At 61.1% G+C, this 19,405-nt stretch carries 20 protein-coding genes; 7 read left to right on the plus strand and 13 right to left on the minus strand.

The features are described from left to right. Positions 1-48 precede the first annotated feature (48 nt). A complete protein-coding gene (locus ACSOSP_RS25635) occupies positions 49-855 on the plus strand; it encodes a CerR family C-terminal domain-containing protein (RefSeq protein ID WP_455311150.1) in 807 nt (268 codons plus the stop codon). A 31-nt stretch (positions 856-886) separates the two neighbouring features. On the opposite strand, the gene ACSOSP_RS25640 is transcribed toward ACSOSP_RS25635, so the two are convergent. Continuing rightward, positions 887-1,948, minus strand: coding sequence for a class I SAM-dependent methyltransferase (locus tag ACSOSP_RS25640; RefSeq protein ID WP_455311151.1), 1,062 nt, complete (start codon positions 1,946-1,948; stop codon positions 887-889). A gap of 122 nt (positions 1,949-2,070) precedes the next feature. Further along, positions 2,071-2,283 carry a DUF1059 domain-containing protein gene (locus ACSOSP_RS25645; protein WP_455311152.1) on the minus strand — a complete coding sequence of 71 codons (213 nt, stop codon included), beginning with the start codon at positions 2,281-2,283 and terminating at the stop codon, positions 2,071-2,073. Positions 2,284-2,683: 400 nt separating this feature from the next. On the opposite strand from ACSOSP_RS25645, the gene ACSOSP_RS25650 reads away from it, so the two are divergent. Beyond that, on the plus strand, positions 2,684-3,238 hold the full coding sequence (locus ACSOSP_RS25650) for a cysteine hydrolase family protein (protein ID WP_455311153.1): 555 nt from the start codon (positions 2,684-2,686) through the stop codon (positions 3,236-3,238). A 117-nt stretch (positions 3,239-3,355) separates the two neighbouring features. Here ACSOSP_RS25650 and ACSOSP_RS25655 read toward each other — a convergent pair whose 3' ends face one another. Both ACSOSP_RS25655 and ACSOSP_RS25660 read right to left on the minus strand, forming a co-directional pair. Further along, positions 3,356-4,630 (minus strand): MFS transporter, encoded by a 1,275-nt coding sequence (locus ACSOSP_RS25655; RefSeq protein ID WP_455311155.1) that lies wholly within the window; start codon positions 4,628-4,630, stop codon positions 3,356-3,358. A gap of 124 nt (positions 4,631-4,754) precedes the next feature. Next, the gene (locus ACSOSP_RS25660; protein ID WP_455311156.1) at positions 4,755-5,939 is read right to left on the minus strand and encodes a M20 aminoacylase family protein; all 1,185 of its coding nucleotides are present in this window, start codon (positions 5,937-5,939) and stop codon (positions 4,755-4,757) included. A 115-nt stretch (positions 5,940-6,054) separates the two neighbouring features. Here ACSOSP_RS25660 and ACSOSP_RS25665 point away from each other — a divergent pair, with 115 nt between their 5' ends. After that, on the plus strand, positions 6,055-7,014 hold the full coding sequence (locus ACSOSP_RS25665; RefSeq protein WP_455311157.1) for a LysR family transcriptional regulator: 960 nt from the start codon (positions 6,055-6,057) through the stop codon (positions 7,012-7,014). Positions 7,015-7,046: 32 nt separating this feature from the next. On the opposite strand, the gene ACSOSP_RS25670 is transcribed toward ACSOSP_RS25665, so the two are convergent. The 6 genes from ACSOSP_RS25670 to ACSOSP_RS25695 form a co-directional block, all read right to left on the minus strand. Continuing rightward, complete coding sequence (locus ACSOSP_RS25670; protein ID WP_455311159.1) at positions 7,047-7,559, minus strand: DinB family protein; 513 nt, start codon at positions 7,557-7,559, stop codon at positions 7,047-7,049. A 157-nt stretch (positions 7,560-7,716) separates the two neighbouring features. Then, positions 7,717-8,625, minus strand: coding sequence for an ion channel (locus ACSOSP_RS25675; RefSeq protein ID WP_455311160.1), 909 nt, complete (start codon positions 8,623-8,625; stop codon positions 7,717-7,719). 74 nt (positions 8,626-8,699) lie between these two features. Further along, positions 8,700-8,912, minus strand: a complete 213-nt coding sequence (locus ACSOSP_RS25680; protein ID WP_455311161.1) for a BBE domain-containing protein — start codon at positions 8,910-8,912, stop codon at positions 8,700-8,702. Continuing rightward, on the minus strand, positions 8,896-10,455 hold the full coding sequence (locus ACSOSP_RS25685) for an FAD-binding oxidoreductase (protein WP_455311162.1): 1,560 nt from the start codon (positions 10,453-10,455) through the stop codon (positions 8,896-8,898). Before ACSOSP_RS25685 ends, ACSOSP_RS25680 begins: the two co-directional genes overlap by 17 nt. A gap of 145 nt (positions 10,456-10,600) precedes the next feature. Then, positions 10,601-11,944, minus strand: coding sequence for an FAD-dependent monooxygenase (locus ACSOSP_RS25690; RefSeq protein WP_455311163.1), 1,344 nt, complete (start codon positions 11,942-11,944; stop codon positions 10,601-10,603). Further along, positions 11,941-12,600: a PadR family transcriptional regulator gene (locus ACSOSP_RS25695; protein WP_455311165.1), complete on the minus strand. Its 660-nt coding sequence runs from the start codon at positions 12,598-12,600 to the stop codon at positions 11,941-11,943. The genes ACSOSP_RS25690 and ACSOSP_RS25695 overlap by 4 nt, the downstream gene beginning before the upstream one ends. Before the next feature lie 173 nt (positions 12,601-12,773). Between ACSOSP_RS25695 and ACSOSP_RS25700 the strand changes: the two genes are divergently transcribed. Beyond that, on the plus strand, positions 12,774-13,181 hold the full coding sequence (locus ACSOSP_RS25700) for a MerR family transcriptional regulator (RefSeq protein WP_455311166.1): 408 nt from the start codon (positions 12,774-12,776) through the stop codon (positions 13,179-13,181). Next, positions 13,136-13,537: a carboxymuconolactone decarboxylase family protein gene (locus ACSOSP_RS25705; protein WP_035565564.1), complete on the plus strand. Its 402-nt coding sequence runs from the start codon at positions 13,136-13,138 to the stop codon at positions 13,535-13,537. Before ACSOSP_RS25700 ends, ACSOSP_RS25705 begins: the two co-directional genes overlap by 46 nt. A 42-nt stretch (positions 13,538-13,579) precedes the next feature. Here the strand turns inward: ACSOSP_RS25705 and ACSOSP_RS25710 are convergent, their stop codons facing one another. After that, on the minus strand, positions 13,580-14,473 hold the full coding sequence (locus ACSOSP_RS25710; protein ID WP_455311168.1) for a LysR family transcriptional regulator: 894 nt from the start codon (positions 14,471-14,473) through the stop codon (positions 13,580-13,582). 269 nt (positions 14,474-14,742) lie between these two features. On the opposite strand from ACSOSP_RS25710, the gene ACSOSP_RS25715 reads away from it, so the two are divergent. Further along, positions 14,743-15,813: an NAD(P)H-dependent flavin oxidoreductase gene (locus ACSOSP_RS25715; RefSeq protein WP_455311169.1), complete on the plus strand. Its 1,071-nt coding sequence runs from the start codon at positions 14,743-14,745 to the stop codon at positions 15,811-15,813. A gap of 57 nt (positions 15,814-15,870) precedes the next feature. On the opposite strand, the gene ACSOSP_RS25720 is transcribed toward ACSOSP_RS25715, so the two are convergent. Further along, positions 15,871-17,274, minus strand: coding sequence for an aminotransferase-like domain-containing protein (locus tag ACSOSP_RS25720; protein WP_455311170.1), 1,404 nt, complete (start codon positions 17,272-17,274; stop codon positions 15,871-15,873). 106 nt (positions 17,275-17,380) lie between these two features. Here ACSOSP_RS25720 and ACSOSP_RS25725 point away from each other — a divergent pair, with 106 nt between their 5' ends. Next, positions 17,381-18,268 (plus strand): DMT family transporter, encoded by an 888-nt coding sequence (locus ACSOSP_RS25725; RefSeq protein ID WP_455313676.1) that lies wholly within the window; start codon positions 17,381-17,383, stop codon positions 18,266-18,268. Positions 18,269-18,377: 109 nt separating this feature from the next. Here ACSOSP_RS25725 and ACSOSP_RS25730 read toward each other — a convergent pair whose 3' ends face one another. Then, positions 18,378-19,364: a zinc-dependent alcohol dehydrogenase family protein gene (locus ACSOSP_RS25730; RefSeq protein WP_455311172.1), complete on the minus strand. Its 987-nt coding sequence runs from the start codon at positions 19,362-19,364 to the stop codon at positions 18,378-18,380. Positions 19,365-19,405: the final 41 nt, after the last annotated feature.

The following is a 19,405-nucleotide window of genomic DNA, read 5'->3' on the forward strand; positions in this document are numbered from 1 at the left end:
AAAATTGTGTCAAGTGATATATTTGTTCGGTTGAACGGAGAGGCACGAATGAACGACACAAAACGGCTGCGCCGTCCGCCGGCCGGTGGATATGTGCGAGGCGACGAGACAAGGTTGCGAATCATCGAAGCCGCGATCGAGTCGTTTGGAGAGCATGGTTTCGAGGGTGCGTCGACGCGCGACATCGCCTCGCGTGCCGGGGTCAATGCGCCCGCGCTGCAGTATTACTTCGAGAATAAAGAGGGGGTGTACCGCGCGTGTGCGGAATATCTCGCCGACTCGTCGTGGGTTTCGCTTGAGCCGGTGGTTACGCACGCAGCCGATGTGTTGAGCCGCGACAGCGATATTCCGGAGCTGATCGATGCTTTCATTCGCATTCAGGAAGCAATTGCGGACCGTATGTTCGAGAAGGCTTGCGGCACGTCCAACCAGCGGCTTTTCTTTACGCGTGAACAGACGGGACATGAGCCGACCATTGCGTCCGACATCATGACGCGGCGCGTCCGGCAGCCCTTGAACGATGTTGGCTCAAGGTTGATCGCGCGTATCACGGGGGCGAAACCCGACGACGAGCTTACGTTGATCCGGCTGCTGAGTTTGCACGGGCAACTGTTGATGTTCCATGTCGCGCCGCGCACGACGCTGGCATTGCTTGGATGGAAGGAAATAGACACCGAGAAGGGCGAATTGCTCAAGGCGACGGTGCGCACGCAGACCCGGATCCTGCTTGAGCAATGGAACAGGGAAGGGCTGGCGAAGAAGCCTGAATCGAGCCCACGCAAGAAGCCCGCGGCTAAGACAGCGCCCAGGAAACGCGCAGCCCTCGACGGTGCGAAGGCTGCCGCAAAAAAGTGACAGGGAACCCTACGGGGACCCTTCTCACGCTTTATCGCCGGGCCTCAAAGATGAGATTGAACGGCGTCGCCGTCGCCCGGCGGAATTGGCCGAAGCCTCCTTCCGTGACCACATCGTGAATCCGCCGCTCGCCGGCTTGCGCGCCGAGGCACATCGCGCCCGCGCCCGCCTGAGCCCTCGAAGCCGGCGTACAGATCAGCGTAGACGCCGAGTAGAAGATCCGCCCGACCGGATTCAGGTTCCCTTCGAGCGTGTCGTTGGCAAACGGTTCGACGATCATCCATGTGCCATCGTCAGCCAGGGTTTCATGGACGTGGCGCGCCGCCCCGAGCGGATCGCCCATGTCGTGAAGACAGTCGAACATGGTGACGAAGTCATAGTCGCGTCCAGGATAATCGCTTGCCGAAGCAACCTCGAAACTCGTGCGATCACTCACGCCTGCCGTTGCCGCCGACTCTCTCGCATGCTCGATAGACCCTTCGTGATAGTCGTAACCCACGAATGTGGATTGCGGATAAGCCTGCGCCATGATGATGGTGGACGCGCCGTGTCCGCAGCCAACATCGGCTACGCGTGCGCCGGTTTTGAGTTTCGCCTCGATGCCGCCAAGCGACGGAATCCAGTCGTTCACGAGATACGCCGCATAGCCCGGACGGAAGAAACGCTCGGTGCCGTGAAAGAGCGAGACATCGTGCTCATGCCATCCAACGCCGAGTCCGGTCTTGAATGACTTCACCATCTTCGGGATGATTTTGAACTGCGCGACGGCGACCTGGAACGCACCGGGTATGAACGCAGGGCTGCCTTCCTCGGCGAGCGCAAAGGACTGTTCTTCGCTCAAGCCGAAGCGTTGCGACGCAGGATCGTAGGTGACGTAGCCGCTCGCCGCCTGGGCGCTTAGCCATTCGCGAACATAACGCGCGTCCGTCTCGGTCGCCTGCGCAAGTTCTTCCGCACTTAGCGGCTTGGCGGCGAGCGCCTTGTAAAGCCCGAGCTGATCGCCGACGACCACCGTGGCCGCGTGCATCACGGCGCCTAGATCGTGGACAAACCCTCCCATGAATGCATCGAGTTTTGACTGGTCGACTGCCATGACACGCTCCCTTAAAAGCATCACGTCTGAAATGAGCGCCGTTTGGGTGATTTAGTTTGTCATACTTATTATTTAATCGACGCCGCTTGGTGAAAACACGGTTTTGATTGTTCAACAGCGAGTCATGTGGTCCTCGGCGCATCGACCGGCGGAGTGCCTTGGTGGAACAGCGCGCTCAACTGGGCACGCAGTTCCGGAGAGTCGGTGTGTTTATGAACTGACACGGCATGCTGGACGGCGGCATCCAGGAGTTCCTGATCGGAGTCCGCAGACAGCGCGATGGTGCAGTTCATCTCGCTGGGAAACTCGCGACAGTCGATGTATTTGCGCGTCATGGCGTTATCCCCCCAACTACGTAGTACGGAGTTAAGTGATTAAGAAGGGCCGGGCGGCGTCACTCACTTCCAACGAACAGGCGCCTGCGAAGATTATAGATCGCTGACAAAAAGCTTGCGAACTCATTGATCGTTGCTTCGGTGGCGTAATGCACTGTGGTTCAGGCGGATATTTCTTATTTCGTTAGCGAGATAAAAGAATGGGCGAACGCCCGTTCGGCTTTGTAAGTAGGCTACCTTGCTTCCAGCGCGTAAGTCGGCTCCGGCACGGGCCTTGAACTAAGCTCCCGTTGTTCTATCGCGCGAGCCCTTGGCCTGCGCGGCGGGGCTCGACTTCTCTCAGCCAAAGGATTCGGCCAGACGCGGTCGGCTAGACTACGGGTTTCTCTGGAGCAAGAATATGGTCGCGGCGCTGCTAGTAGTCGACGTGCAAGAGGGCCTGTTCCGGCCATCTCCTCCACCGGCATTGTCCGGGGATGTCCTTACCCGCATCAACGAACTGACTTCGCGGGCGCGTGCGGCCAGCGTTCCGGTGATTTTCATTCAGCATGAAACTGCGACGGGCGACCTTGAGTATGGCTCGCCCGGCTGGGCGCTTGCTAAAGAGCTCCACGTGCAGGCGTCTGACGAGATAGTTCGCAAGACAACGCCGGACTCATTCCTGAGGACGAGCCTTGGATCGATACTGGAGAACGGTGGCGTATCCCACGTCGTCATATGTGGCTACGCTACGGAGTTCTGTGTCGATACGACGGTGCGCCGCGCTGCCGCGCTCGGATACGGCGTGACGCTCGTCGCCGACGCTCACACCACGCATGACAAAGCCCACGCCACTGCAGCGCGGATCGTCGAGCATCACAATGCGACCTTGCCGGATATCAGCAGTTTCGGCCCGACCATCAAGGCAGTTGCGACTGCAAACATTCGCTTCGATGCCGGTCAGGCGTTCACGTGATTGCGTGTTCTCTCACGATCCGCAGACGTGCGTAGAAGCGAAATAAGGCTGGGCGCCCAGCCTTATAGTTGCCATGCGTTTTATGCAGGTTCGGTAGCCCCTGCTATTTCCCACGCATCAAGTCAGTTCGCGTCCACCAGTTTCATCGAGCATGGAAACGGCAATCAGCGAAATGATCACGCACCCGATCATGTACCACGCGGGGGCCATCGTATTACCTGTCACCTTGATAAGCCACGCAACAACCAGCTGCGCCGAGCCGCCAAACACCGACACCGCCACCGCATACGCACTCGCCAGATAACCCGCGCGCACATGCTTCGGAAAATTCTCCGGCATGAGTGCATAGGCCGGTGCCGAACCCATCGTGTAGAACAGCATGAGCAAGACGATCAATCCAACCATCACCGGCAACGAAGGAAACTGGTTCATCAGCCAGAACGCCGGATAAAGCAGCACGATCAGCACAATGCGTCCCACCACGATAAGCGGCTTGCGGCGTTGCATCTTGTCCGATAGCGCACCCCAGAGCGGACACAGCGTCAGCGAAACGATCGCGGCGAAGATCGACACCAGCATGGAAAGCTTGGGCGGCATCTTCAGGTACTGAATCGAATAGGTGGGGATGTAGTACATGAGGACGTAGGTTGCCACCGTCATGCCCATGATGGCGAAGACGGTCAGGAACCACTTGCGAACAAGGCCCGGCTCCAGACTCGACCTGGCTGCCTTGGCCTCTTTCGGCGGCTCTTCCACAATGTGCCGGCGCAAATACACGCCCACCGGCATGATCAGCGTGCCGATCAGGAACGGCACGCGCCATCCCCAGTCGAGCAGCTGCTCGCTGCTTAACTGGTAAGTCAACAGTGCTGCAATGCCCGAGCCCATCAGCGCAGCCGCACCCTGACTCGCGAGCTGCCAGCTAGCCCGAAAACCGCGCCCTTTAGCCGAACCCGTCTCAAGCAGCGTCGCCGTGGCGGCGCCGAATTCTCCGCCCTGCGCGAAGCCTTGCAGCAGGCGAGCAAAGATGATGAGTGCCGGAGCGGCGAGGCCAATGCTCGCGTAAGTGGGCGCCAGGCCGATCAGGGCCGAGCCGATCGCCATCAGGAAGATGGTCAGCGTCAGCGCAGCACGCCTGCCGCGCTTGTCCGCATAGTGTCCCAGCACGAAGCCGCCGACCGGACGCGCGACAAAGCCGATCGCAAACGCGGAGAGCGCAAGCAACGTGGAGACAACCGGGTCATGTGACGGGAAGAAAAGCCTGGCGATCGTGAGCGCGAAGAAGCTATAGACGGTGAAATCGTAAAACTCGAGCAGGTTGCCGATGATCGCGGCAATCACGATCTTGCTTTGCGAAACCGCTTTAGCAGGCTGGGCTGTAATGACTGACATGGATGTCCCGTGAAGACTTGGGTCCTGCGCACGGCTAAGCGCGATGCCGAGGCATCGCGCTGTACGCAAGCTTGATGTGTTACCGAAGAGCTACTGAAGTGCTATTGATTCAACCGCGCGAAGCCTACTGCGCGAGGAAACGCTCGACCAGACGAGTCCAGTAGGCAGCGCCCACCGTGAGGTTGTCGTCGTTGAAGTCATAGGATGCGTTATGCAACATTGGCGCGCCTTCACCATTGCCCAGGCGCAGGAAACATCCCGGCTTCTTCTGCAAGTAGTAAGCGAAATCTTCGCTGCCTGCGATCGGGCCGAAGTTATCGACAACGCGGTCGTCACCCACCAGCTCTCGCGCCACTTGCAACGCCAGTTCCGTCTCGGCCTGACTGTTGATCACGACCGGATAACCGGGAACGTACTCAATCTCCACGCGTGCGCCGTACGCGCCTGCCTGCGCTTCCGTCAGTGCGCGGATACGCGCTTCGAGCAGCTTGCGCACGGCAGGGTCGAACGAACGAACGCTGATCTGCAAACGCGCCGACTCGGGAATCACATTGGCGGCGAAACCCGCGTTGAAGGCGCCGACCGTGACCACGGCCGTTTGCATCGGGTCGATACTGCGCGCGACCACCGTTTGCAACGCGGTCACCAGTCCCGCGCCGATGACAACAGGGTCCACGGCAAGATGCGGGCGCGCCGCGTGGCCGCCACGGCCGTGAATGGTGATGTTGACGGTATCCGACGCCGCCATGAAAGGGCCGCTGCGGAACATGAACGTGCCGGTCGGATAGCCGGGGTGATTGTGCAAGCCGAAGATCGCCTCGCAGGGGAAGCGCTCGAACAAGCCGTCGGCAATCATCCGCATGGCGCCGCTGTCCGCGCCGATCTCTTCGGCCGGCTGGAACACGAGGTGAACCGTGCCGTTGAAGGCGCGCGTGCGGGCAAGGTGGCGCGCGGCGCCCAGGACCATGGTGGTGTGGCCGTCGTGGCCGCACGCGTGCATCAGGCCCGCGTTGCGGCTGGCGTACGGCAAGCCGGTTTCTTCGGCGATCGGCAACGCATCCATGTCGGCACGCACGGCCACGGCGCGGGTTCCTGAACCCGCAGTGAGCGACGCGACCATGCCGGTTCCACCCAGACCACGCGTCACCTTGTAACCCCAGCCTTCCAGGCTTTGCGCAACGAGGTCGGAGGTTTGAAACTCCTTGTACGCGAGCTCCGGATTCTGATGCAGGCGATGGCGGATATCGCTTAGTTCATCGCGCAGGTCTGTGGTGTCGTCTAGTGAGCAAAAGCCCTTGGTATTTTCCATGGTCGTGCATGTCTCTCTGTAAGAAATCTAATGGGGGAGTATTCTGCTGCAAAATCCGCTAATCAATGACGTTCGCTGACCGATAATGTTGACCTGAATGTCAACAGACAACGATATGGCTAAAGACAATACGCCTGCCCGCGAGAATTTGCTTAGCGCCCGGAGCCTGCGTTATTTGCATGAAATCGATCTGCACGGCGGCGTGCGTGCCGCGGCGGACGCGCTGGCCATTAACGGTTCCGTGATCAGCCGGCAAGTGGCGCAGCTTGAACGCGACCATGGCGTTGTGCTGCTGGAACGGCGCGGCAGGCGCGCGGTGCTCACCGAGATCGGGCTAAGCCTCGTCGAACATTTCCGCGAGAGCTGCCGCCGCGATGCGGACATGCTGGCGCAACTGGAAGATTTCAGGAGTTTGCGGCGCGGACGGCTGGGCATTGGCGTGGGCGAGGGGTTCGTCGAGAATCTGCTCGCCACCGTGCTGGAGGGTTTCAGCTTGCAGTTCCCTGACATCGTGGTGGAGCTGCGCAGCGGCGCGACGTCCGAGATCATCGCAATGGTCCGCAACGACGACGTCGATCTTGGCCTGTGCGCCGGCGCCGGCGGCGATCCAGCGATACGCTCCCGGACATTCCGGGCGGCGCAGTTCTGTGCACTCGTCAGCCCGCGCCACGCGTTGGCGGGCGAGCGGCGCATCCGCTTTGAACAGTTGCGCGATCAGCGGCTTATCTTCATGCCCGAGCGCTTCGGCGCCCAGCAATATCTCGACGCCATCATTCGGGCAGAGCGCCTTAACCTGACGCCGTCGTACCGCTGCGATCTTTTCTCGGCTGCCCAGGCGATTGCGGCGGCGGGACTGGGCGTGGCGTTCATGTCGACAGATGCGGCGCGGCAATACCTTGAAGCGGGGCGTCTGGTTGCACTCGAACTGGAGCATCCGATCGCACGCGAATTCAGCAGCCAGGCAATCCGGCGGGTCGGCCGGCGCCTTTCTCCGGCTGCTGAATTCCTGTGGCGGCATCTTGTGGAAGCGATGCAGCGGCGATGGGCCGCTACATCGCAGAAGCAAGGCGAGTGAACATGAGGCGGCCCGGTTCAAACCACGGAGCGCTAAGCCTCTTGCGCCACGTCGCGCAGGAACACGGGAAGATCGGTGGCGGATGGCGTGACGCCTGCCTGATACATCATGTCGCCGACAAACCCGCGGTGATAGGTGCCGTGATTGACCACATGCAGGAGCATTTCGTTGCAGGTCATGACACCCTCGCCACCGCCAATAAACTTGAAGTGAATCGACCGGTCGAGATCGTCGGCCGATAGACCCTCGGCGAAATCGACATACCATTGGTCCAAAGTCCGGACCGCTTCCCACAGTTCCGCCAAAGACGGATGACTCGGCGTATTGCGTGCCGAGTAACCATGTTCGCGCCCCTGAAGATGAGCCTGGAACACGGCGTCTATGACGTAGATGTGGTTCAGCGTGTGGACCATGTTCCCGAAGCGTGTCTGCCGTGGGCGGACAACCTCTTCGTACGGCATGTTCCTCAGCATGGAGAAGAGGAGATCGTTGGCCCAGGCTTTATAGCGGGTCAACATTCGGACGGTCTTGTTAGCGGCAGTCATGGGTTTCTTCCGTGGCAAGAATCAGGTATCAAGTGGCGATTCATCAAGCGCAATAACGTGCTTTAGCATAGCCGCCAAGAAACCGGTGCGACAGATACAGTGACCGTACGATGCGCCTGATCAGTTGAAGCCCATGCGTCGCGAATTCGAGTCCGGGTCAAAGCGGCGCAACATCGTGAAACTTGCCATAGTCGAGATGCGTTTCACCGTCGCGCTCGTACATCAGGTCGACATACTTGTGCTGCCAAAGAATGCATTCAGGCGGCCATGCATAACGTGCCTGCATGGGCTGCGACGTGGTTTCGTCCAGGCCTTCCACCATCAGCATCAGCTCGGAGTTCGTCGCCTTAAGCGACTCCAGTGTCTGGCCAAAGAGCGGGCTTTCTTCATCGATGACATGCATGAGGCTCCACCCGAGCAGGAAGATCGGATGCTGTTCGCGGATCAGCGGAAGGTCGAGCACCTTGCGAAAATAGAAGCCTTCGGGAGTGGTCTCCGAACGCATCAGCCGCATGCGCGCCCTCGCTTCCACAATCACGTTCTGGCGCGCATTGGCGGCGCGGACCATGAGCGTCATCCGGCCGTCGATAGGACGCACGACCGCGCGCTTGGCAAACAGGATGCGCGCATGGGGCCGCGAAAACCGCGCGAAGATCATGCCGGTCGTCAACGCAATGCCTGACATGCCGACGAAGATTTCGAGCGTGGCGATAGTGTGGCCGTAGATGGTGTCGGGATGCATGTCGCCGTAGCCAACCGTTGCAAGCGTCTCCACGCTAAAGAAGAACGCGCCCAGCAGACCAGCGGGCGCCTGGTTTGCAATCGCGTGATGTCCCAGCAGGTACAGCAACGCGAACCCGAAGTTGAGCAGCAGAAAGAGCAGCGCCGCAACCGCAAAGAACAGCGGCCACCCGACCGTCAGTGCGATGTGATAAATGTCCTGCCAGAAGAAGGTCTTGAGGCCATGCGTGATGACATGACGGTTTTCATCCAGCGCCAGCCGTCGATGCGGTGCTCCAGGCTCGTATGCCTCATGTGACGACGATTGAGTTGGTTTGGATGGCATGGTTGAAAGACTCTCAAAAGGGGAGGCGGAACATCTCGAGCGGCGCGCGTGCGAATGTTCGACCGGTATCGTCCTTATACAAGTTTCGTGAAGCCGTCGGCGCTCCAGCGTTCGCTTCCTACGCCGTGATGAACGAAGAACAGGCCATCGGGATCATACTGATCTTTCACGGCGAGCAGCCTGCTGTAATTTGAGCCCCAGAAAGCCCGTTGCCAATCCGCGTTGAAGTAATTGCTTTCGGCGACGTACGAGCCGGGCTCCGGAACCAGCTTACGCACTTCGTCCATCGCGCGCCCAATAGCGCGCAGCCCGCCGCGCTGCTTCGATATCCGGCTCGTGGCCCTGAATGCCCGGATAGGCCGGCGGCCCTTCTGCCCCGGCAATGAGCAGCGCAAAGGCGTCCAGCGCAGCCGGGTTGGTGGCGGAGTCCTTTGCTGCCGCGATGGCTTCGGCGGGCGCGCCCGCCAAACCCTTGTTGACGTGCAGCGACACGCTCCATTGCCGGCTTGCGGCAAACAGCGTATCGGCCAGCGCTTGACGCCGGTCATCTTGCAACAAGGCCGCGGGAAGCCACGCGGATTCGTAGCCGTGCAGCACTTGTCCCGCCTCTCCCCGGTTACCAGACCAGAAGATATTGTCGCTGGATGCGCCCGGGCGGTCGTCGGTGCTCATGAAGCCGAGGAGCTTCTTGAACATCGTCGGAGCCCAGAACCCGCGAGCGGGGAGGGCGACGATCTTCAGCGGCGAGAACTCCACCTTGAAATCGTCCGGGGACGCGGCAAGTGAATCCATGAACGGTTGCCAGACCGCTTGCGCTTCGCTGCGGCTGAGGCCCTGGAACACCATCGAGATAGTGAGGACGTTGTCGGGACGAAACCTGATCTGTTCGCCCCAGTGCGGGTTCGTCAGGGCCTGATGATAAAAGTCCAGCATCAGGCCAATCAGCCGGCGAAATGCAGGCGGCGACGTGGCCTTGATCGTCATGTTCACCGCGCCGAAGGTCTCAGGTAATTCGTGGACCCGAAGCGTCAGCCGTGTGACCACGCCCAGGCTGCCACCGCCGCCGCCTTTCAGCCCCCAGAACAAGTCGGGATTCGTGCAGGCATTGGCGATCCGGACGGCGCCGTCCGCCGTCACGACTTCGGCTTCGAGCAGGCTTCCCGCGGCCAGTCCGTAGGCTTTGGAAAAGCTTCCGAAGCCGCCGCTCTGGATCAGGCCGGCCACGCCGACCGTCATGCAGCCGCCACCCTGGACGTAACCGCCGGCCTGCGTGGTGACCGCATCGTAGACGTGCGCCCAGAGCGCGCCGGCGCCGACCGTGACTGCCCGCACCGGCGAGGCGTGGCCCTCGCATCCCGTCCCGACAAATGCGTCGCGCAGGGTGATATCGTTAATTTTTCGCGTCCAGACCAGCAGGGAGTCCGGCGCATTCGACGTGCCTTGATAACTGTGGCCGCCACCCTTCACGACAAGCCGCAAATTGTTTCGGCATGCGAAGTTGATGGCAGCGACTACATCATGCGTATTGCGCGCGGCCACCGCATAGATGCTGGGTGTCGATGTCCACGCGTCCACCCAACCGAGGGATTGCGTCAGGCCGACTTCATCGCCGAGAAAATAGGGGTTCTTGAGCTCCTTGAACAACTGCCGGCAGTCGGCGCTATCGGGCGAGTTCAGGCAAGGCGCAAAGGGCGATTGCACTTTGACCAATGCATCGCCGACCTGCCGGCCTAGTTCGTTCCACTGTGCATCGGATGGCCAGGCCGGGTTGCCCGGGCGCACTCGGGCTGGCACACCGGGCGCCATGGCCGCACGCGACGGCGTGAGCATCGGTTTCAATATGCCTGACAAGAACGGAAGTGCGGCTGCGAATTGCAAAAGACGCCGTCTTTTCCGGGAGAGCGTCTGGTTCGAAGGTTTCATCGGTTAGCGTGAAATCTTGAAGTGGTCGCAACCGTGAAGTTAACCCCGTTGGCTACGGTTGTGTACCTTCGACTCCACGAAAATCGTTTTCCGCGTCGATCATGCGGCGCTTGAGCAGCGGTACGTTGTTCACCACGCGCAAACCGGTGCGCATCGCGCCGAGCGCCACGCGCCCGACCATCGGGCGATGTATCGCACCGCTGGCGTCGAACTGCTTGCGCGACTCCGCTACCGCGTGGAAGCCGTATTCGCGCATTTGCGCCTCGTAACCGGCGACCGCGTCGTGGCCCGACATGTCGCCGCGCTGAGCCGCGCCCAAGCGGGCGGCCAGCAGCGCCGCGTCGCGCAGCGCGGTGTTGGCGCCAACGCCGCGGCCCGGCGTCATCAGGTGCACTGCGTCGCCCAGGACGGTCACGTTGGTGGTCGGCCATGCGTCGACGGGCACTGACGTGCGGACATCGACGGCAAAGGCGGTATCCGGATCCGACGCGCGAATCAGCGCGCGCAGGTTCGGATGCCAGCCGTCGGTGATCTCGGTCGCCAGCGCGAGCAGCGCGGGCTGGCTGAGCGATTTGGGATTGGCCGGCAGGTTACGCAACGCGCCCCACACGCCCCACATCAGATAGTCGCGGGTGTTGTCGAACAGCAGGCCGGGCCAGCGCGTGAGCAGTTCGGCATCACTGCCGCCGATGCCTTCCTTCAGACCGTGTGCGCCCCACGGGAACTCCATCACATGCACGATGGCGCCAAAGCCCTTCGGTGCGTTGATCAGCGTGATGCCGTCCAGCATCTTCGGCGGCAGTAGCGCGCGCGATGCTTCGCTCATTGGGACCTTGGCCGCGATGCTGACAATACCCGTGTTCTCCAGTCGCGCCTCGGGCAGAAGTTGCCGGCGCACCTTAGAGCGCGCGCCATCTGCCCCGACCAGCAGGTCCGCCGTGGCATGCGTGCCGTCGTCGAAGAATGCGCTCACGCTGCCATCGGCGTGCTGCTCGTAGCGGGTAAATGTTTTGTCGAAGTGGATGTGCTGTTCCAATCCGGTCAACAGCACTTGCCGTAGCGTCATCCGGCTGACGGATTTGCCGCCGCCCATGGACTCCTCGTCGAGCGTGATCGATAACAACTCGGTCAGCCGCTGCGTCAGGATGTTGAAGTGGCCGGGTGTACGCGCGCAGGTTGCAACGAAAGTCGCGAACAGGTCGGGCGGCAAACAGGCTTTCAGCGACGCAACGCCATGCGCATTGATGCCCACGCGATAACCCTGCAAACCATCAGTCCGCGTACGGTCGCGTTCATAGATGGCCACGTTGATGCCCGCCTGCTTCAGGCCATGCGCGAGACACAAGCCGCCCGTACCGGCGCCGATGATGATGACGTTCATGGGTTCGCGATTCATGTTTTCGTCTCCTTGCCGGGGGCGGGGGTATTGAGTTTGTAGGAGGTGGCGTCGGCGGGCAGCGCGAAGCGTTGCGCGATTTCATCCAGCCACTCCGGGCTCCAGGTGAGGGCGCCGGACTTCAGGTCGGCGACCACCTTGCGCACCCAGTCGAGTTCGGCCACGAGCTTGGCGCGGATCAATTCGCTCTCGAGCAGGAACAGACGCGGTACCTGCATGGCGTGGGCTTGTTCGTCGCCTGCGTCGTGGCGAGCCAGTTCGCGCTCCAGCGCGCCGATGCGAGTAACGAGTTGCCGGCACACGTCCTCCGCTGTCAGCACGGGCAGGAACGAGAGCGCTGCAGGGAAAGCCGGGAATTCGTGCGCTGGTTGAGCGAGTTGTTCACGCAGCCAGAGCCGCACGGTGTCGCGGCCGGCCTCAGTGATCTCGTAGATGGTGCGCTCCGGGAATGCACCATCGCGCTCCGTCTCGCGCACAGCTACCAGGTCGCCGCGCATCAGGCGATCGATCGTTTGATAGAGGCTGTTGCGCTGGCTGACATTGATGACTTCGTCCTTGCCACGCGCCTTGATGAGTTGCTGCATCCGGTAGGGATGCATGGGCGCCTCGGTCAGCATGGCGAGGACGGCAAGGGCAAGCGGTGAATAACGGACCATGGATCTCGATTAGTCTTAATGTATCTAGTCATAATATAACTAGATTTACGAGATTGGCAAGCGGGAGTTTTGACAGTGGGGGTTTTGAGGCGCGCGGCACAATGCCGGAAAGCGCTTGACTTAGAGTGCGCTCTAAGTCCTACCATGCTCTATGTCGAAACGAGAACGCAGCCATGAAGATAGGTGATATCGCCGGGAAGACGGGCCTGACGGCCCACACGATTCGCTACTATGAACGGATTGGATTACTCCCGTTCGCGCCGCGAGACGGTACGGGTCAACGTGTTTATGACGCGTCCGTCCTCACGTGGATCGAGTTCCTGGGGCGGCTTAAAACCACCGGTATGTCGATTCAGGAAATGCTGCGTTATGCCGGGCTCCGCGCACAGGGAGCAGCGACCGAGCAAGCCCGATGCGATCTGCTGACGGAACATCGCGATCAGGTCCGGCTAAAGGTGGCGGAACTTCAGGCTTGCCTTCTCGTCCTCGACAACAAGATAGCGGGTTATGCCAATACTCAACTGAGGACGGAAAAATGCAAGACACGATCGAACGCCAGGCGGATCAGGAAAGCCGCCTAGAACGGGGCAAACGGGTGTTGTCGGAGATCGACGGGGAAGCCGGTGAGAAGGTCATCGACTCGCTTGCGGACATTGCGCCGGACTTTGCGCGCTACGTGCTTGAATTTCCATTCGGCGATATCTATTCGCGACCGGGCCTGGACATTCGCGCTCGTGAAATCGCAACTATTGCGGCGCTCACGGCTTTAGGGAATGCAACGCCTCAGCTTAAGGTCCATATTGCCGCGGGACTTAATGTGGGTATTAGCCGCGACGAGATAGTCGAGACCATCATGCAAATGGCCGTGTATGCGGGATTCCCGGCTGCCCTCAATGGCCTGTTCGCCGCAAAGGAAGTTTTCCGCGATCACGTTTGAGCGAGGGCAAGTAAGCTTAGCCAGATCGCTTACTTGCATCGTTCAGGCAAGCACGAGCGCGGGCGTGGGCGTCGCAACCGGACGCGCGAGCTCGAGAAAGGCGTTAAGCGCGGTGCTCGCATAGACGTCGTGGCGACGCACGAACAACGTGTCGACACGAGCATCTTCGGGCGCGACATCGTGCACCGCCACGCGGCCTTCACGCCATGCCGTTGCGACCACGCCTTTCGGCAGCAGCGTCACGCCCACGCCTGCAGCCACGCAACCGAGCATGGCGTCGAGCGAGCCGAATTCCAGCGGCGTGCTGACTCGCAAGCCGTGCCGCGCCAGCACGATATCCAGCCGTGTCCTGTACGAACATCCAATCCGGAAGACGATCGTCTTTACGTCGCCCGACTGCGCAAGCTCGGCAATGGAGCGGATATGACGCGCCGTCACGAGGACCATTTCCTCGCGAAAGAAGGCCTCGGTGGATAGCTCTTCGTGATGCACCGGACCCGCGACAAACGCGCCGTCCAGCCGATATTGCAGGACGTCGTCGATCAGGCTTGCCGTGGTTCCGGTCCGCAGCACCATATCCACTTGCGGAAAAGCCAGCGCAAACGAGGCGAGTACGTCGGGCATGCGCAGTGCAGCAGTAGTCTCCAGCGTACCGAGGACCAGCGGTCCGCGCGGGACGCCATCATCCTTGACGGCGCTGCGCGCGTCGTCGAGCAGTCGCGCCATCTGTCTGGAGAAAGGCAGCAGCCTGCGTCCGGCCGCCGTCAATTCCACGCCGCGATGGTGCCGGTGAAATAGGGGTGCGCCCAATTCCTCTTCCAGCAAGCGAACGCGCGCCGTCACGTTCGACTGAACAGTATGAAGCTCCAGGGCTGCGCGATTCATGCTGCCGTTTCGCGCGACCGACTCGAAGATGCGTAAATCGGCTGCGTCCATGTCGACTCTCGATATCGGGAAAAGTGATAGCAATTATCACATCAAAGCGCCGCTCGCTTCTTGAAAGCTTGCTAAGCTTTACGCTGCTGGCGGCGTGGGCTAAAGGCTAAGTTCACCCGCTGATCACGCGGTTCAATTAAGAAGTAATTCGGGCAGTGCTGTACGCTTTTAAGCTTAGCGCACCCGGGCCGCGCGCAGGCTCAAGCCGTGTGCAGCGAGTGGATTTCAAGTCACCCGCGCACCGCGAACATCATCAAGGAGAAAAGGACATGGGCACGTGGCGCGATCGTCGGATTCTCGATTTGTTTGGTATTGAAGCACCTATTGTTCTAGCACCCATGGCAGGACCCGGCACACCTGAATTGGCCCTGGCGGTTTGCGAAGCAGGCGGCCTGGGATCGCTGCCTTGCGCGTTGCTCAGTGCGGAACAGGCGCGTGAGGGGATCGCGTTGATCCGGTCAAAAACCCGCGCACCGATCAACCTCAATTTCTTCTGTCACGTTCCGCCGCAAGCCGACGCAGCGCGCAGCATGGCATGGCGCGCGCGACTGGCGGAGTACTACGTCGAACTTGGACTCGATCCCGAAGTCACGCCGCCCGCGGCAGGCCGTCGCCCGTTTGACAGTGACTTCTGCGCGCTCGTGGAGGAACTGAAACCCGAGGTCGTGAGTTTTCATTTCGGACTGCCGGATAAAAATCTGTTGGATCGCGTGAAGGCGACCGGCGCGAAAGTTATAGCGTCGGCAACGACTGTGGCGGAAGCACGCTGGCTCGAGGCGCATGGGTGTGACGCCGTGATTGCGATGGGCGTTGAGGCAGGCGGGCATCGCGGAAATTTCTTGACGCAGGACTATGCTGCGCAGGTCGGCACGTTTGCGCTGGTGCCGCAAGTAGTTGATGCCGTTTCTGTTCCGGTGATCGCAGCCGGCGGTATAACCGACGCGCGGGGAATTGTTGCCGCGCTCGCACTGGGCGCATCGGCTGTGCAGATGGGGACCGCGTATCTGTTTTGTCCAGAGGCGAAAGTGCCCGAGGTGCATCGTATTGCGCTACGCGAGTCCCAGGATGATTCCACCGTGTTGACGAACATATTCACGGGCCGGCCGGCACGCGGCATCATCAATAGGGTGATTCGTGAGCTCGGTCCGCTGTCCGCTGTGGCGCCCGAATTTCCGCTGGCCGGCGCCGCGCTTGGGCCCCTTAAGGCCAAGGCCGAGCAGGCAGGCAAGGGCGACTTCACGAGCCTGTGGTCGGGGCAGGCGGCGCGGCTCGGGCGTGAGTTGCCCGCGGGCGAATTGACTCGAGTGCTGATCAGCGAAGCGCTGGCGAAGATGGAATAGGCTTGATGCGTTGCCGGTGACGTTCACCTCGGTCAATGCGTTAAGCGCTGTCATGCGTCACCCATGCATCGCTGCCTCGAGCACAGTAAAGACGCGTGGATCGGTCGACTGGGCAACGTTAAAGCGCAGGAACCGGCTTGCGGATTGCGCGACGCTGAAGGCATTGCCCGGCGCAAGGATGACGTTCTCGGCCAGCGCCCGGCGGGCAACGTCGGTTGCATCGAGTCCTTCGGGCAGCTTGCACCAGAGAAACATACCGCCTCGCGGTTCGATCCACGGTTCGATACCCAGTGCTTCGAGCCGCGTGCTTGTCTGTCCCATCGAACGCGACAAGCGCTCTCGCAAGCTCTCCATGTGCTTTCTGTACGTGCCGTCTTTCAGCACGCCCAGGATCAGTTCGCCCGAAAGACGTCCGCCGCCGAACGAGGTGGCAATCTTCAGATCGATCAATCGCTCGACCCAGTCACGCCGCACCGCGATAAAGCCGCAGCGTACGGACGCTGAGAGGCTTTTGGAAAAGCTGCCGACGTGGACGACTCGCTCCAGGCCGTCGAACGCTGCAAGACGGGGGGCGGATTCGTGCTCGAAGTCGCCGAAGATATCGTCTTCGATAATCGTGAGACCGGACTGATCCGCGAGCTTCAAAAGCCGATGCGCGACGACCGGCGAGAGCGTTGCGCCCGTCGGGTTATGCAGCGCCGAGTTGGTGATGTAGAGACGCGGCCGATGCTCCGCAAGCGCCTGTGCGAACAAGTCGATATCGGGACCTGCCGGCGTATACGGAACGCTGACGACCTTGGCCCGGTGAGCCCGCAGCAACGCGATGAAATTGAAATAGCAGGGGTCATCGACGAGTACCGTATCGCCGGGTTCGAGCAGCAGCCGGCATAGTAAATCGATGGCCTGCGTGCCGGATTCGGTGAGGATGATCTGATCAGGCGCCGCCTCAATGCCGCGATCCGCCATGCGGCGAGCGAGCAGTTGCCGCAGCGCCGGAAGCCCGAGGGACGTGCCGTAATCGGCCAGAACGGCGGCGTTGGCGCGCGCGACAGATCTCAATGCGCGGCGCAACCCCGCCTCCGGCAGCCACGATGCAGGCAGCCAGCCGCAACCGGGTTTCAGGGCGTTCGCGCCCGCCTCCAGCGATTGCCGCGACACCCAGAACGGATCGACAACACGGTCTAGGCGCGGCCCTAGTTCTGCAAGCGACAGTGGAGGCAGGTGCCCGGCGACGTAAAAGCCGGACCCGCGTCGCGACTGGATAACCCCTTCGGCAGCGAGGCGGTCGTAGGCTTCCACCACGGTGGACTTGGAGACTTGCAAGGTTTCAGCGAAGCCCCGGATGGACGGAACCTTGGCGCCTGGCGCCAGGGTACGTGCGGCAATCCGCTGCCGGATGGCCTGCATGACGCGCTCGACCAGCGTGCCCGCATCGGCTTCAAAGAAAGTGGTGTCTGCCATGTGTACTGATATTTGACCCATACAGTTTTCCATAACTGTATTGCACTGTCTCTGGAAAATCCATGCTTTATTGACCGATACTGCTAGCTGAAAATAGGGGAGCATGATGGACAAGGCGGCGAGCGGATGGATGAACGGTTTCCTCGGGATGCTGATTTTCAGCGGCTCATTGCCCGCGACACGCGTAGCGGTCGCCGCCTTCGATCCGGTCTTTCTCACGGTCGCGCGTGCCGGTATTGCGGGCTTGCTGGGACTCGCGCTCTTGCTCGTGTTCCGCCAAAAACGGCCCGAACGAGGCGACCTGATCTCGCTCGCCGTGGTGGCGTGCGGCGTCGTCATCGGCTTTCCGTTGCTGACCGCCCTCGCGCTCAAGCACATCACCGCCGCGCATTCCGTTGTCTTCGTGGCCTTGCTGCCGCTGTCGACCGCGATCTTCGGCGTGTTGCGCGGCGGTGAACACCCGCGCCCGGCGTTCTGGCTTTTTTCTGGCTTCGGCGCCTTGCTTGTTGCCGGCTTTGCGCTGGCCCGAGGGACGGGGGCGTCGCCTATCGGCGATCTGCTGATGTTCGCGGCCATCATCGTCTGCGGGCTGGGTTATGCCGAAGGCGGCTGGCTCTCGCGCAAGCTTGGCGGCTGGCAAGTGATCTCGTGGGCGCTGGTGTTGTCGCTGCCTGTCATGGCGCCGCTGGCGCTGTTCACCATGCCGTCGACATGGGCCGACGTGGGTGGACCGGCCTGGATGGGACTTGCCTACGTGTCCTTGTTCAGCATGTTGATTGGTTTTGTGTTCTGGTATCGCGGGCTGGCGCAGGGCGGTATTGCGGCAGTGGGGCAGTTGCAATTGCTTCAGCCGTTCTTCGGGCTCGTGCTTGCCGCGACCTTGTTGCATGAGCCTGTCGGCTGGCCGATGGTGGCTGTTGCAACGGCCGTTGTGCTGTGCGTGGTCGGCGCAAAGCGGTTCGCACGGCCGGCGGATGTCGCGATATCGCGTTAGGCGATTTTTCCGGGGCCGTGATGAGGGCCGCGATGAGTGCGGCCCGCAAGCCTGTTCGTCGCTTATTCCTCTTTATTCACGCGCGGCAATCCATCCTGATCCCATGCCGCTATTGAACGTCGACGACCATTTTCCCCTTGGTGGTTCCCGCCGTAATGACCTGATAAGCGAGGTCGGCGCTAGCCAGATCGAAACTGCGCGGGTCTAGTTTGGGAACGAGCTTTCCTGCTTCTACCAGCTGCGTCGCTATTTGCAGGATTTCTCCATGGTGCTCGCGGTGCTTGCCGGTTAGCAGCGCTGAGAGCGTGAATACCCCCGAGTACGTCGCCTCGCGGAATGACAACGGCGCAAGGGCATGCGTCCCCCAGCCTAGTGCGCTCACGACACGCCCGAATTGCTTGACCGCCGAAAACGACGCATCCAGCGTTGCCCCGCCCACGGTGTCGGCCACCAGATCGAAGCCTTCGCCACCCGTATGTTCCTGAACGTATTGTTCGACAGACTGATCACGATAGTCGATCGCAGTTGCGCCGTAACTGGCCATGAGTTCAGCGTCACCCTTGCTCACCGTTGCGAAAACGCGGGCGCCTAACGCTATCGCGAGTTGCACCGACACATGTCCGACACCACCCGCTCCGCCTTGCACAAGCACGGTTTGCCCCGCTTTCAACTGCGCCCTGTCCACGATTCCCTGATAAGACGTGATGAAGCCAAGCGGCAGGGCCGCGGCTTCTTTCATCGATAGGTTGGAAGGCTTTAACGCGATCAGCCGGGCATCGACTGCTGCGAACTGAGCGAGTGAGCCCTGGATGCCGCCGACACCGCCAGTCATTCCGTACACCTCATCACCCACCTTGAACTGGGCGACGCCTTGCCCGACCGCTTCGACCACGCCCGCCATATCGATACCCAGCACCAGCGGCAGCGGATGCTTGGCGTGCGCCGCGCTGCCGGCGCGAATCTTGGTGTCCAGCGGATTTAAGCCGCTCGCTTTAATACGGACCAGCACCTGGCCTGGCTGCGCGCTTGGGCGAGAGAGCTCGGTCAGTTCAAGCGGCCCGTTATAGCGGTTCAGAACCAGCGCTTGCATGTTCATCGTGTTTCTCCCGGTGATTAAACGAATTTGCTTGATTCATC

It is taken from the genome of Caballeronia sp. KNU42 (assembly GCF_053760385.1).